The organism is Propionivibrio sp. (assembly GCF_016790145.1).
In the GTDB taxonomy this organism is placed as follows: Bacteria; Pseudomonadota; Gammaproteobacteria; order Burkholderiales; family Rhodocyclaceae; genus Propionivibrio.
Window position 1 is genome coordinate 1 of record NZ_JAEUOI010000088.1, and the last position, 14,586, is coordinate 14,586.

Consider the following 14,586-nt stretch of genomic DNA (forward strand, 5'->3'; position numbering starts at 1 on the left):
CCGTATCAGCCCGGCTGGCCGAAAAAAGCCGCCGCACCAGTAATGATGCGGCGGCTTTGCCGTGCGCGATACAGCCTTACTTCTTCTTCCCCGGCGGGATGTCGGTACACGTGCCATGCGCAACTTCGGCGGCCATGCCGACCGTCTCGCCGAGCGTCGGGTGCGGATGGATGGTCTTGCCGATATCGACCGCATCGCAGCCCATTTCGATGGCCAGGCAGACTTCGCTGATCATGTCACCGGCACTGGGGCCGACGATGGCGCCGCCGATCACGCGATGCGTTTCCGGATCGAAAATCAGCTTGGTGAACCCGTAGTCGGCGCCGTTGGCGATGGCACGTCCGGAAGCCGCCCACGGGAACTTGGCAACTTCGACCTTGCGGCCTTCCTTCTTCGCCTGCTCCTCGGTGATGCCGACCCACGCCACTTCCGGGTGAGTGTAGGCGACGCTGGGGATCACCTGCGCGTCAAACGCGGTCCGCGCCAGTTCGGCGTGGCCTTTCAATTCGCCGGCGGCGACCTCGGCCGCAACGTGCCCCTCATGTACACCCTGGTGTGCCAGCATCGGCTGGCCAACGATATCGCCAATGGCGAAAATGTTTGGCACGTTGGTCCGCATCTGCTTATCGACCGGGATGAAACCGCGATCGGTGACGATGACGCCGGCCTTGTCGGCGGCGACCTTCTTGCCGTTCGGCGAGCGGCCGGCGGCTTGCAGGATCATGTCGTACCTGACGGCTTCGGGTGCTACCCCTTCACCTTCGAACGTGACGTAGAGCCCGTCATCCTTCGCTTCGACAGCAACCGTCTTTGTCTTGAGCATGACCTTGTCGAAACGGTGCAGGTTCTGTTTTTCCCAAACCTTGACCGAATCGCGGTCCGGGCCCTGCATCAGCGCATCGAGCATCTCGACGACGTCGACGCGGGTGCCGAGCAGGGAATAGACGGTAGCCATTTCGAGGCCGATGATGCCGCCGCCGATGACCAGCATCTTCTTTGGTACGGCACCTTGAAACGTTGGTAGTTCAAGCGCACCGGTCGAATCGACGATGCGCGGATCGCGCGGGATGAAAGGCAGATGTATGGCGGCAGAACCGGCAGCGATGATGCACTTCTGGAAGCGGATCACCTTCTTGGCACCCGTCTTTTCCTGGGCCTCGCCGTCGGTCACTTCAACCTCGATATGGTTGGCGTCGAGGAAGCTGCCGTAGCCACGAACGACATCGACCTTGCGCATCTTGGCCATGCCGGCGAGACCGCCGGTGAGCTTGCCGATGACCTTCGATTTGTGTGCGCGCAGCTTGTCGATGTCGATCTGCGGCGCCGCGAAGGTTACGCCACAATCGGCCATGTGCTCGGCTTCATCCATGACGACGGCAACATGCAGCAGTGCCTTCGACGGGATGCAGCCGACGTTCAGACATACCCCGCCGAGCGTAGCGTAACGCTCGACGATGATCGTCTTCAGGCCAAGGTCGGCGCTGCGGAAGGCTGCCGAGTAGCCGCCCGGTCCGGCACCGAGAACGAGCATTTCGCATTCAAGGTCGACCGTGCCGGCAAATTGCCCGGCTTTCGCTGCGGCTTGCGGGGCAGGGGCGACGACTTCAGCGGATGCAAGCGCTACGGCTGGTGCTGCTGCGGCTGGTTCGGCGACCGCCGCCGTGTCAGCCGTTTCGATGACCACAACCAGCGAACCTTCCGACACCTTGTCGCCGACCTTGACCTTGAATTCCCTGATGACGCCGCCCGTCGGGCTCGGGATGTCAATCGTCGCCTTGTCGGATTCGAGCGTGACCAGCGCATCCTCGGCCTTCACGGTGTCACCGACCTTGACACAAAGATCGATAATCGGAACGTCCTTGAAATCGCCGATGTCCGGGACTTTTACTTCAATGATCTGACTCATCCGTATCTCCCGATCAAATCAGTGCACGACGCATGTCGGCCAGAAGCTGCGCGACATAGACGTTGAAGCGGGTGGCCAGCGCGCCGTCGATGACGCGGTGGTCGGCGGAGAGCGACAGCGGCAGAATCAGGCGCGGCACGAACTCCTTACCGTTCCAGACCGGCTTCATCACCGTCTTGCTGACCCCGAGGATGGCCACTTCCGGGGCATTGACGATCGGCGAGAACGCCGTGCCGCCGATACCGCCGACGCTGGAGATGGTGAAGCAGGCGCCGGACATGTCGGCCGGGCCGAGCTTGCCGTCGCGCGCCTTTTTGGCCAGTTCGCCGCATTCGACGACGATCTGGCTCACCGACTTCTGGTCAACGTTCTTGACTACGGGAACGACGAGGCCATTCGGGGTATCTGCGGCAAAGGCAATGTGGAAATACTTCTTCATGACCAGATTATCGCCATCGAGCGAACTGTTGAATTCAGGAAACTTCCTGAGCGCCAGCTCGCACACCTTGATCAGGAAGGCAAGCATGGTGATTTTGACGCCGGACTTCTCATTCTCCTTGTTCATCGCCACGCGGAAGGCTTCCAGTTCGGTGATGTCGGCGTCCTCGTGGTAGGTCACTGCCGGGATCATCGCCCAGTTGCGGGCAAGATTCTGGCCGGAGATCTTCTTGATGCGCGAGAGCGGCTGCACCTCGAAGGCGCCGAATTTGGCAAAGTCGACCTTCGGCCAGGGCAGCAGATCCAGGCCTCCGCCCAGGCTCGCCGCGCCAGGTACTGCACCGCTTGTTGCTGCCGTGCGGCCGGACATGACGCCCTTGATGAAGGCGGTGACGTCTTCCTTGATGATGCGGCCCTTCGGCCCGCTCGCCGGAACTTTGGACAGATCGACGCCAAGCTCGCGGGCAAACAGGCGTACCGAGGGGCTGGCGTGGGTTGCCGCGCCGAGCGCCAGGCCCGCTGCAGGCGCAGGTGGAGCTGGCGTAGCCGCGACCGGAGCTGCGGGCGCTGGCGCAGGAGCCGGCACGCTCGGAGCGACGGCTGCAGCGGGAGCGGCGGCAGGCTTGGCTGCCTCAGTCGCAGCGTCTGTATCGGCGCCGGCAGCTTCCACAACAGCAACGACAGAACCTTCGGAAATCTTGTCGCCGAGCGCAACCCGGATTTCCCTGACGATACCGGCGACCGACGAGGGAACGTCCATCGTCGCCTTGTCCGATTCGAGGGTGACCAGCGCGTCGTCGACCTTGATCGTATCGCCGACCTTGACGCAGATGTCGATAACCGGAACGTCGCTGTAATCGCCGATGTCCGGGACTTTTATTTCAATGGTTTGGCTCATGAGCTCGCTCCCTTAGACCGTCATCGGATTCGGTTTGTTGGTGTCAATGCCGTATTTGGCAAACGCTTCGGCGACCTTGCTGCGCTCGATGACGCCGTCGTCGGCCAGGGCTTTCAGTGCGGCAACGGTGACCCAGCGACGATCGACCTCGAAGAAATCGCGCAAAGCTTCCCGTGTGTCCGAACGGCCAAAGCCGTCGGTGCCCAGGGTGACGTAGCGGCGGTTGAGCAGCGGGCGAATCTGTTCGGCATACAGTCGCACGTAGTCGGTCGCCGCAATGATCGGGCCGCGCGTGTCGTTCAGGCAGGTCTCGACATGCGAGAGCTTTGGCTTCGCAGACGGGTTGAGCAGGTTCCAGCGCGCCAGCTCCTTGCCCTCGCGCGCCAGTTCGTTGAAGCTCGGGCAACCCCACAGATCGGCGTCGACGCCCCAGTCGTTCTTGAGCAAGTCGGCGGCGGCGATGACTTCACGGAAAATCGTTCCCGAGCCGAGCAGTTGAACGCGCGGTGCGGCCTGCTTGCCATCCGAGATCTGTCCTTTGCGCAGCAGGTACATCCCCTTGAGGATGTCGGCTTCGGCATCCTTGGGCATTTCCGGGTGCTCGTAATTCTCGTTCATTACCGTGATGTAGTAATAGACGTCTTCCTGTTCCTGGAACATGCGGCGCAGGCCGTCCTGCATGATCACGGCGATCTCGAAGGAGAAGGTCGGGTCGTAACTGATGCAGTTGGGGATCAGCCCGGAGAGCACCAGCGAATGGCCATCCTCGTGCTGCAGGCCTTCGCCGTTGAGCGTCGTGCGTCCGGCCGTTCCGCCGATCAGGAAGCCGCGGGCGCGCTGGTCGGCCGCCGCCCAGTAAAGATCCATGGTGCGTTGCAGGCCGAACATCGAATAGCAGATGTAGAAGGGAATCATCTGCTCGCCATGCACCGAGTACGACGTGGCGGCGGCGATCCAGTCGCTCATGGCGCCGGCTTCGTTGATGCCGTCCTGCATCACCTGGCCGTCCTTCGACTCCTTGTAGAACATCAGTTGGTCGTGGTCTTCGGGAACGTAGTTCTGGCCTTGCTGGTTCCAGATGCCGATCTGGCGGAACAGACCTTCCATGCCGAAGGTTCGCGATTCGTCGGCGACGATGGGAACGACGCGCCGACCGATCTTCTTGTCCTTGAGCAGGATGTTGAGGATGCGCACGATCGACATCGTGGTCGACACCTCGCGCCCTTCACCGGACGCCTTGAGCAGCGTCTCGAAGGCCGATAGCGCTGGCACTTCGAGCGCGGCGGCGGTGCGCCGACGCTGCGGCAGGAAGCCGCCGAGCGCCTGGCGCCGCTCGCGCATGTAAGTCAACTCCGGCGAACCTTCCTCGAACTTGAGGTAGGGCAGGGCATCGATCTGGTCGTCCGGCACCGGGAGCTTGAAACGGTCGCGGAAGCGCATGACTGCTTCGCTGTCGAGTTTCTTCTGCTGGTGCGAGATGTTCATCCCCTCGCCGGCCAGCCCCATGCCGTAGCCCTTGACCGTCTTGGCCAGGATCAGTGTCGGCTGGCCAGGGTGTTCGACCGCCGCCTTGAAGGCGCTGTAGATCTTGAAGATGTCATGGCCGCCGCGGTTGAGCGCCCAGATGTCGGCATCGGTATAGTCAGCGATCAGTTCCTTGAGTTCAGGCGTATTGAAGAAATGTTCGCGCACATAGGCCCCGTTCTTGGCCTTGAAGGTCTGATACTGGCCGTCGACAAGTTCCATCATGCGCTTCTTCAGCAGTCCCTTCTTGTCGCGCTCGAACAGCACATCCCAGTGCCGACCCCAGATCAGCTTGATGACATTCCACCCGGCACCGCGGAAGGTGCCTTCGAGTTCCTGGATGATCTTGCCGTTGCCGCGTACCGGCCCGTCAAGACGTTGCAGGTTGCAGTTGATGACGAAGATCAGGTTGTCGAGCTTCTCGCGTGCCGCCATGCCGATGGCACCGAGCGATTCGACCTCGTCGGTCTCGCCATCGCCGAGGAAGGCCCAGACCTTGCGATCCTTGGCTTCGATGAAACCACGGCTTTCCATGTACTTCATGAAACGCGCCTGGTAGATGGCCTGGATCGGACCGAGACCCATCGATACCGTCGGGAATTGCCAGAAATCCGGCATCAGCCAGGGGTGCGGGTAGGAGGAGAGTCCCTTGCCGCCAGTTTCCTGACGGAAATTGCCCATCTGTTCGTCAGTCAGCCGACCGAGCAGATGGGCGCGGGCATAGACGCCGGGGATCGAATGCCCCTGAAAAAAGATCATGTCGCCGCCGTGTTGCTCGGTCGGCGCACGCCAGAACCAGTTGAAGCCGACGTCGTACAGAGCGGCCGACGAGGCAAACGAGGCGATGTGTCCGCCCACATTGGTGTCGCGGTTGGCGCGCACGACCATGACCATGGCGTTCCAGCGGATGTAGTTGCGAATCCTGATTTCAATGGTGGCGTCGCCCGGATACCTGGGCTGCCGATCGAGCGGTATGGTGTTGACATATTCGGTGGTCGCGCTGTACGGGATGTCGATCCCCTCCTCGCGCGCCTGGGCTATCATTTTCTGGATCAGGAAGTGGGCGCGCTCGGTGCCTTCCTTGCCGATCACGCCGGTCAGCGCGTCCTGCCATTCACGGGTTTCTTGCGGATCGGCGTCGTTGATCACGGACGTCTGGGTGTTATCGGGTAGTGCTGCCATGATTTGTCTCCTGACTTCTGATGGGTGGTTTGCCGCTCACCACTTGTTGATGCGGACAACTAGAGTAATACCTTGATGCAAGGGAAAGTACCGCAGTGCATCATTTTTTGGTTTTTACCACATTGTGAAAATTTGTTTTGTAGTGTGGAATAAACAAAACGGGGTTAAGACCTTATTTTTCACCTCCGGGTTCAATTTATTCACTTCCTTATCCGCTTGTTGCTGATGGCCCCGTTACGGCAATAGCCAGGTTACATGACGGGCGTTTGTGCACCGGGGAGATGGTGGCAATAGGCAGCAATTGCATTCCTGTCGATCACGCCTGCCGGACACGAATTCTGCGACGGCACCGCTCTGTGGCAGAATCGGATAAGCTTCCCGCACGAGAACGACAATGAAATCCTCCCCCAGAAAATCATCGCTCATTGCCTTGGGCACGCTTTCCTTGCTCTTGCTTTCGCCAGCCGTGCACGCCGGCAAGACGCTCGATGCCGTGCGCCAGCAGGGCCGCGTCACCTGTGGCGTGAGTACCGGCTTGCCCGGATTTTCGGCCGTCGACAGTAAGGGAAACTGGATTGGTCTTGACACCGACATCTGCCGGGCGCTGGCCGCCGCCGTGCTGGGCGATGCGGGCAAGGTCAGATGGACGCCACTCAACGCGCAGCAGCGCTTTACCGCGCTGCAGTCCGGCGAGGTGGACGTGCTTTCGCGCAACACGACGTGGACGCTGACACGCGACGCGTCGATGGGCCTGCATTTCACGGCCATCGCCTATTACGACGGGCAGGGCTTCATGGTGCCGAAGAAGAGCCGCATTACCAGCATCAAGCAGCTCAAGGGCGCCGAGATCTGCGTGCAGTCCGGCACCACCAGCGAGAAGAACCTGACCGACTACTTCCGTGCGCAGGGGCTGAAAGCGAAGCCGGTCGTCTTCGAGAGCTATGAAGCCTCGCTCAAGGCCTTCTTCTCCGGCCGTTGCCAGGCCTACACGACGGATGTGTCGAGCCTGGCGTCGATCCGCGACAAGGAAGTCAAAACGCCCGGGGATTACGCGATCCTGCCCGAGCTGATTTCCAAGGAGCCGCTCGGGCCGGTGGTGCGGCGCGGCGATGACGAATGGTTTGCCATCGTCAAATGGGTGGTCTACGCGCTGATCGAAGCCGAGGAACTGGGCGTCAATCAGGACAAAGCCGAGCGCCTGAAAGCCAGTCCCGATCCGGCCATTCAGCGCCTGCTCGGCAGCGCCGACGACAGCGGTCGCCTGCTCGGACTCGACCGCGAATGGGCCTATCGGGCGATCCGTGCAGTCGGCAATTATGGCGAAATTTACGAGCGTAACCTGGGCAGCAACTCGTCGCTCAAGCTGCTGCGTGGCAGCAACCAGTTGTGGAATAAAGGCGGCTTGATGTATGCGCCTCCGATTCGCTGAAGCCGGTCAAGGCTCCGGCCGGCGCGACCTGCTCTGGCAGGGGCTGGCTGTCGGCCTGTTGCTGCTCGCCGCCTGGCTACTTGCCGGCCGGGTTGAAGCCGAGCTGGCGGCGCGCGGTATCCGCAGCGGCTTTTCCTTCCTGTTGCAGCCGACCGGCTTCGAGATTGGCGAAAGCCTGTTCGAGTTTCACGCCGGGCTTCCCTACTGGCAGGCTTTTCTCGTCGGGCTGGCCAATACCCTGCGCGTGGCCTTGCCCGGCCTCGTGCTGGCCACGCTGTGCGGCGCGCTGATCGGCTTCGGGCGCCTGTCGCCCAACGTCCTGCTGCGTGCGTTGTGTACCGTCTATGTCGAGGTCTTCAGAAACATTCCGCTGCTGCTGCAACTATTGACCTGGTATTTCCTGCTCACCGAGAAGCTGCCGCCGGTCGCCGATGCGCTCGAGTTTCTGCCCGGATTCTTCCTGAGCAAGAGCGGTCTGGCCTTTCCGGTGCCGGCCTTTACCACTCCCGGCGGCATCTTCGACGGAGCGCTCGACTGGCCGCAACGTGGCGCGCTGAACATCGAGGGCGGGGCGACGGTGACGCCCGAGTATCTGGCCGTGCTGCTCGGACTGGTTGCCTACTCGGCCGCGTATCTGGCCGAGATCGTGCGTGCCGGCATCCTCTCGGTGCCGCGCGGGCAGGTCGAGGCCGCGACGGCACTCGGCCTTTCACCGCGCCAGAGTCTGCGCTGGGTGGTATTGCCGCAGGCATTGCGCCTGATCGTTCCGCCGGCCGGTAACCAGTACCTGAACCTGATCAAGAACTCCTCGCTTGGCGTCGTTGTCGGCTACCCCGAACTGGTGTCGATCGCCAACACCACGCTCAACCAGACCGGGCAGGCCGTCGAGTGCATCGGCATCCTGATCGCCGTCTATCTCGTGCTGTCGCTGATAACGGCGGCGCTGCTCGCACTCTACAGCGTACGCCAGTTGCGCAAGGCCGGACGCTCGTGAAGAACTGGCTGCGTAGCAAGCTCTTTTCGAGCTGGACGAGCGCTCTGGCGACGCTGCTTATTGTTGCGCTTGCCGGCCAGGTGCTGCCGGGCTTAGCCCAGTGGAGCGTGACGCAGGCCGTTTTCGTCGCCGACGCCGCGCTATGCCGCGCGCTTGACGGGAGCGGCGCCTGCTGGGGCGTAATCGCCGAGAAGTGGCGGCTCATCTTGTTCGGGCGCTATCCGCACGCCGAGCAGTGGCGACCGGCGCTGGCCATGGCCCTGATCGTGGCCTTGCTGATCTTCAGTGCGCTGGCCCGGCAGCGCATCGCCCGGCTGGCCAGGGTCTGGGGCGTGATCCTGCCGGGCAGCCTGTTGCTGATGGCCGGCGGTGCTTTCGGCCTGACGGCGGTGGAAACCTCGCTCTGGGGCGGCCTGCCGCTGACTCTGCTGCTCTCGCTGGCAGCCATTGCTGGCGCCTTGCCCTGCGGCGTCCTGCTGGCGCTCGGCCGGCGCTCGACGCTGCCGGCCATGCGTGCCCTGTGCAGCGTGTACATCGAACTGGTGCGTGGGCTGCCGCTGATCCCGGTGCTGTTCATGGCCGCCTTCCTGTTCCCGCTGTTCCTGCCGCCCGGCCTGGGTGCCGACGTGCTGCTGCGCGTCCTGCTGGCGCTGATTCTGTTCGCCGCCGCGCATCTCGCCGAAGTCGTTCGCGGCGGCTTGCAGGCGGTGCCGCAGGGTCAATACGATACGGCGCGCGCGCTCGGCCTGAACGCCTGGCAGGTGCAGCGCCACGTGATCCTGCCGCAGGCTCTGCGCGCCGCGTTGCCAGCGCTGACCAACAGCTTCATTGCCATTTTCAAGGACGTCTCGCTGGTCACCGTGGTCAGCCTCTACGAACTGACCGGTTCGCTTTCGCTGGCCCTCGCCGGCGACGCCGACTGGCGACCGTATTTCCTCGAAGGCTATCTTTTCATCGGCGCCATCTACTGGATCGGCTGCTTCGCGCTGTCGCGCTACAGTCAGCGAATGGAAGCCCGGCTGGCTCGGAGTTGAGCGTTACCAGTTCGCTTGCTTGTTCGAGGAATCAGTTTGTAATCCGGTAATTCCCTGAACAGCGGGTCACCTTGTCTTCGTGAATAATTCCTAAGCCGCCCAACCTGGAGAAGCCATTACGATGTAATGCCGACCAGGGAATCCAGAAGCTCACGCGCTTTCAGTAGATCTGGCGTGTCGAAACCCTCGGTGAACCAGTAGTAAACCTCTTCCAGCAAACGTTGAGCTTCATCCCGTTTCCCCTGCCGCTGCCACAGCCGGGCCAGGCTCATGGCCGCACGTAACTCAAGGGATTTCGCCTGTTGCCGCCGACTGACTGTCAGTGCCTGGTAAAAACAGGCTTCGGCGGTTTCCTCGTTCCTGTCTGCAAGTCCAAGCAGCGACTCGCCCTTGAGGCGATGCAGTTCGGCTTCGATGTGGTGATCACCGATTTCATCACCCAGGGCAAAAGCCTCGCCACTGACGCTGAGCGCGGTTTTGAAGTGGCCAAGTACGGCATAGGCGTCGACCAGTGGTTCAAGGACGACAAGCCTTACGCCACCCATCGCTTCGCGCGTCGCCTCGACGCATTGCTGCATGGAATCGACGCTCTGGAGTCGGCCCTGCATGGCATCGGCCCAGCCGCGCGCTAGGGTCGCACCAATCAGCCAGAGGGGGAAGCCGTGGCGGCTGGCCAGATTCAGCGCTTCCTGGGCCAGGGCCAGGCTCGCCTCGGGCCGGCGCAGACGACAGTTGAGGATCGCGGCAAAGATCAGCGCATAGGCCAGGCTGAAGGGATGCCCGATCTGGCGTGCAAGCGCCAGGGCTTGCGCGCTGGCCTTGAGTGCCTGTTCGGGAAAGCCTAGAAACCACAGCACCCAGGAAGTATACGATTTGCTGGTGACCCCTGCGTCTTCGCCAAAGTCGGCGATGTGCCTTGTCTGTTGGTCCGGCTGGTACAGTTCGCGGGCGCGTTCAAGATGCTCTAGCGCCGTCACGAATTCACCCTGCCAATACAATGTATTGGCGACTGCGAAATGGCCTTGCTCCTTTTCAACCGGGTCGCCACTCTGGCTTGCCATGCGCAGGAGCTGTTGTGCGAGATCAAGCGCAGCGGCATAACCTGCGCGCGAACTCGCACTCGCCCACAGCCCCCAGATTGCCGGAAACATCGCCGGATCGCTTTCATGCCGGCTGGCTAGCGTCATTGCGCGCGCATAGGCTTGGGCGCCTTGCGCAGAAGCATAACCTTGTGCCGAAGTCGCCGCACTGCCGAGGCCGATCTGGAGAATCAACTCCTGGCGATCGCGATCCGGCCCAGGCGCTAATGACTGGAGCAAGGTCAAACCCGACCTGAAATGCGTCACGGCTTCGCTGCTGGCCGAGTGCTGGCTGGCGAGCTTTCCTGCATCAATCCAGCAAGCAATGGCCTGCCGGATTTCTCCGCCCGCCGCCCGGTGCTGCGCCAGAATTTCAGGCCGCACAATGCTGCCGCCCGTTTCCAGTGCGTCAGCAATACGGCGGTGAGCAGCCTCACGTTCAGCCCGTGTTTGCGATTGATAGGCCGCATCACGAATCAGGGCGTGCCTGAATTTGAAAACTCCCCCGGTCGTGCTCTGCAGCAGACCCGCGGCCTGCAATTGGTGCACCATTTGCTCCAGCGTTGCGTCATCGAAAGGAGATATCCGGCGCAGCAAGTCGAAGCTGAATTCTCGTCCGGCTACGGACGCCAACTGGGCAATGATCTTCGCGGCGCCCAAAGCGTCGAGACGCGTTGCGAGAAGATCCTGCAAGGTCGTCGGAATGGCCGACTGATCGTTGACCGCCACTTCCCGGGTCAACTCCTCGGCAAACAGCGGAATACCGTCAGCGCGTTCGACAATGCGCAATACCATAGCCGGGGCGATCCCCGGTTCCACGCAAGTGATCAGCATGGCCGTCTCGTTCTGGTCGAGGGAATTCAGGGGCAATGTGCGGACAAGACTCTCCTGCCAGGGCGGCTCAAACATGGGCCGCGCGGTGAACACGGCGAGAATTGGCGCCATGCGCTGTTGCGCAACGAACAGCTTCAGAAATTCAAGCGTCGATGGATCGGCCCAGTGCAGGTCTTCGACCAGCAGCAGCAGCGGTTTCTTCGCCGCCAGCGAGTACAGGCGGTCAAGCGGGATCGCCATGGTCTTTTCGCGCTGTTGTTGCGGCGAGGAATCCGGCTTCAGGCAAGAGGCGCGCAATGGCAGCGAGAGCATCGTGGCGAGCAGCGGTACTACATCCCGATCTTTACTCGCGAAGTGCGTTTCAACGTATTCCGCCAGTTTGTCGAATCTCGCTTCAGGAGTTTCGTCGGATAAAAAAGTCAGCTTGAGTTCAAACAGCGCGGTCAGTGGATGAAATGGCGAGTGGCTGTGCTCCGGAAAACAACGCAGTTCACGTACCTCAATGTCTTTTTTGCTCAGCGTCTCCTTGAGCGTTTGGATCAGGCGTGATTTGCCGATTCCGGCCTCACCGCGCAGCAGCACGATGCGTCGCACACCGTGACCTGCTTCTTTCCACTCGCTGAGCAAAGCCGCCATCTCCTTTTTGCGCCCGACCAGCGGGGTCAGCGTTGCGCTGGCTTCGAGACGATCCCGGGCGCCGCTTTCCTGCACGACCCGGAACACTTCCAGCGGGCGCTGAATGCCGCGCAATTGCCGGAGTCCAAGACTCATGCATTCGAAATAACCAGCCACCAGATGCTGTGTCGCCCCGCTGATCGCCACTTCGCCGGGCTCAACCAGTTGCCGCAGGCGAATGGCCAGCCCCGATGTTGCTCCGATGGCATCGGGCACCTGCGGGCCACCACTGATTACCACGCCGGTGTGGACGCCGACACGCAGTTCGAGACCGGTGAATGCCCTGCGCGTCAGCGCCAGGGCCGCCTGCACCGCCTGGCGGGCCGCATATTCACTGGCCTGCGGGTAACCGAAATAAGCCAGCACGCTTCCCCCGTGAAAGCGTACGAGATACCCTGAAAAGCTGCTGATGATCTCCTTGCAGTGAGCCTGTGGCGAGCGCAGCAAAGCCAGTGCCTCATCAAGGTCTTTTGCTTCGTCAGTTGCAAGTTCGCAGTAGAGCACAGTGACTTGTCGCCGCTCCGCAACGGGGAGCGGCAAAGCCTTCTCCGGGCCAGGATCGAGTTCGCAGTCCGCTACCGACGAGGGTTCGCCCTGACGGATGAGATCGGCCAGGGCGATGGTTTCTTCAGACGGCAAAATACCCAGTTCCTTTTTCAGGGTCAGGCAACACGTTTCGTAGGCGCCAAGGGCGCTGGCGCGCTGCCCGTTCAACGCATAAAGTCGCATCGCCCGGCGCAGACCTTCCTCGTCCCATGGCTCCAGTCCGAGAAAGCGCCGGGCGAACGGCAAGGCCTTGCCATAGGCGCCTGCCCGTTCATGGCATTCCGACAGACGGGCCAGCAGGCTGAGGGCGCGCACATGCAGCGCCTCGCGATGAACCTGAAGCCACTCTTCGTAACCCGGGCACTCCGGCAGCGTGAATCCAGCCATGAACTCGCCCTGATAACGATCGGCCAGAGTTTCCATTCGTATGAGACAGGGGCCGCAGTGTTCTGCGCAGGGAGTCGCCGGGCAGGCGAGAGCAGGCGCTGTAAATTCCCTGGTGTCAATCTCCAGATCTGCTGCGGGGTCGAGCCGGACGGATTCGCGATCAATCTGCAATGGGGGCGTTACCAGGTTTCCCGTGTTGATTACCTGGCGAAGATTGTGCAGGACCAGACGAAGATTGGATAACGCTGCATCGTGTTCGAGGTCTGGCCACAACATGGCTGCCAGAAATGCCCGCGAGTGCGCTCGACCGGGTTCCGCCGCAAGATAGGCGAGAAGTGCACGCCCTTTCTCGTAAACCAGCTTGCAAGGCCGGGCATCGAGGTTCAACTCGAATCCACCAAGCAGGCGAAGCGATAGACGATGGGACGGAATCATCTCTGGCCTCAGCCTCATAACGCGCAAACCTTGCGGCAGTGCAGACGCAGGGCCTCCAGGGAGTTTCGCCGATCAGCGAATACCCCTGGCAATCCTGACCTTCTGCAATATCGTCCCATGTCGATCTGGTTCTTGTTCTGAAAACGCACGAAAACGACTTCTATCGCGCTCGTCCCGTTCCTCTAACGATTCTCTAACGCAGTTATCCAATTATAGGCTACCGGTTCGGCTGTGAAGCGATGTTTTCTTTTGCCAAATCAAGGGGTCTTTCGATGAACAAGATTCACCGCATCGTCTGGAACAAAGCGCGCCAATGCCTGGTCGTGGTTGGCGAAAACGCCAAGACATCCGTCAAATCCAGCGGTACGGGAATGAGCGATGCCGAATCCGTTTTTGCGCATTGGAGTCGCAAGATCGCCGCCGTGCTGATGTTGCTGCCCATGGCCTGTCCTCCCTTTGCCATGGCGCAGACGCTGATCAAGCCCGATGGTCGTACGCAGACCACGGTGGTGAATACCGGCCCGGTATATAACGTCAGCACCGCGACGGTGAGCGGAAAGAATGCCTTCAACTCCTTCAGCGCCTTCAGCGTTGGCGCCGGCAATACGGCCAATCTTTATATCCCCTCGTCGGCGATCAACCTGATCAATATCGTCCGCGACCAGCGCACCGATATCTCCGGCATCCTCAATGCCATCAAGGACGGCCGTATCGGCGGCAATGTCTGGTTCGCCAACCCGCATGGTTTCATCGTTGGCGCCTCCGGCGTAGTGAACGTCGGCAGCCTGACCGTAACAACACCCACGCAGAAGTTCGTCAATGATTTCTTCACGGCGCCCGGATCGCCTGACCAGGCGTCGGTGACGCAGCTTCTGTCCGGCACGGCGCCGAGAAACAGCGCAGGCCTCATCTCGATCCTGGGCCGCATCAACGCGGCCGAAGGCATCGAACTCAGCGCAGGGGCCGTCAACGTCGCCGGTTCGATCTACAGCGGCGCCCGCTTCGTCGGTACGGCGCCGGACTTCACCGATGTGGTCAACGCCAACGGGCTGGCCTCGGCAACGAATGTCATCGTCAGGGAAGGGCGCGTCCACATCGTCGCCGACAATGACGTCACGGTGAGCGGCACCATCGCCGCGCCGGGCGGCGTTGGGGTGCGCGGCGGCGACATCAGCATCCGGGCCGGCGGCAACGTCGAACTCAATGACGGGGCGACGGTTTCGGC

At 61.6% G+C, this 14,586-nt stretch carries 8 protein-coding genes; 4 read left to right on the top strand and 4 right to left on the bottom strand.

Annotated features, from left to right (window positions below; translation table 11 throughout):
* Nucleotides 1–76: 76 nt before the first annotated feature.
* The 3 genes from lpdA to aceE are packed head-to-tail and all read right to left on the bottom strand — an operon-like array spanning nucleotide 77 to nucleotide 5,948.
* Nucleotides 77–1,906, bottom strand: coding sequence for a dihydrolipoyl dehydrogenase (lpdA, locus tag JNM42_RS07770; protein ID WP_294268117.1), 1,830 nt, complete (start codon nucleotides 1,904–1,906; stop codon nucleotides 77–79).
* A gap of 13 nt (nucleotides 1,907–1,919) precedes the next feature.
* A complete protein-coding gene (gene aceF, locus JNM42_RS07775; protein ID WP_294268118.1) occupies nucleotides 1,920–3,242 on the bottom strand; it encodes a dihydrolipoyllysine-residue acetyltransferase in 1,323 nt (440 codons plus the stop codon).
* A gap of 12 nt (nucleotides 3,243–3,254) precedes the next feature.
* Nucleotides 3,255–5,948: a pyruvate dehydrogenase (acetyl-transferring), homodimeric type gene (gene aceE / locus JNM42_RS07780; RefSeq protein ID WP_294268119.1), complete on the bottom strand. Its 2,694-nt coding sequence runs from the start codon at nucleotides 5,946–5,948 to the stop codon at nucleotides 3,255–3,257.
* 394 nt (nucleotides 5,949–6,342) lie between these two features.
* On the opposite strand from aceE, the gene JNM42_RS07785 reads away from it, so the two are divergent.
* From JNM42_RS07785 to JNM42_RS07795, 3 genes are read left to right on the top strand one after another with little or no spacing between them, the layout of a single operon-like run.
* Nucleotides 6,343–7,377 (top strand): amino acid ABC transporter substrate-binding protein, encoded by a 1,035-nt coding sequence (locus JNM42_RS07785; protein ID WP_294268120.1) that lies wholly within the window; start codon nucleotides 6,343–6,345, stop codon nucleotides 7,375–7,377.
* Nucleotides 7,358–8,371, top strand: coding sequence for an ABC transporter permease subunit (locus JNM42_RS07790; protein ID WP_294268121.1), 1,014 nt, complete (start codon nucleotides 7,358–7,360; stop codon nucleotides 8,369–8,371). The genes JNM42_RS07785 and JNM42_RS07790 overlap by 20 nt, the downstream gene beginning before the upstream one ends.
* Nucleotides 8,368–9,405, top strand: coding sequence for an amino acid ABC transporter permease (locus tag JNM42_RS07795; RefSeq protein WP_294268122.1), 1,038 nt, complete (start codon nucleotides 8,368–8,370; stop codon nucleotides 9,403–9,405). Before JNM42_RS07790 ends, JNM42_RS07795 begins: the two co-directional genes overlap by 4 nt.
* Before the next feature lie 116 nt (nucleotides 9,406–9,521).
* Here JNM42_RS07795 and JNM42_RS07800 read toward each other — a convergent pair whose 3' ends face one another.
* Nucleotides 9,522–13,361, bottom strand: a complete 3,840-nt coding sequence (locus JNM42_RS07800) for an AAA family ATPase (protein WP_294268123.1) — start codon at nucleotides 13,359–13,361, stop codon at nucleotides 9,522–9,524.
* 272 nt (nucleotides 13,362–13,633) lie between these two features.
* On the opposite strand from JNM42_RS07800, the gene JNM42_RS07805 reads away from it, so the two are divergent.
* Nucleotides 13,634–14,586, top strand: a 953-nt coding sequence (locus tag JNM42_RS07805) for a leukotoxin LktA family filamentous adhesin (RefSeq protein ID WP_294268124.1), incomplete at its 3' end; no start/stop codon positions are given.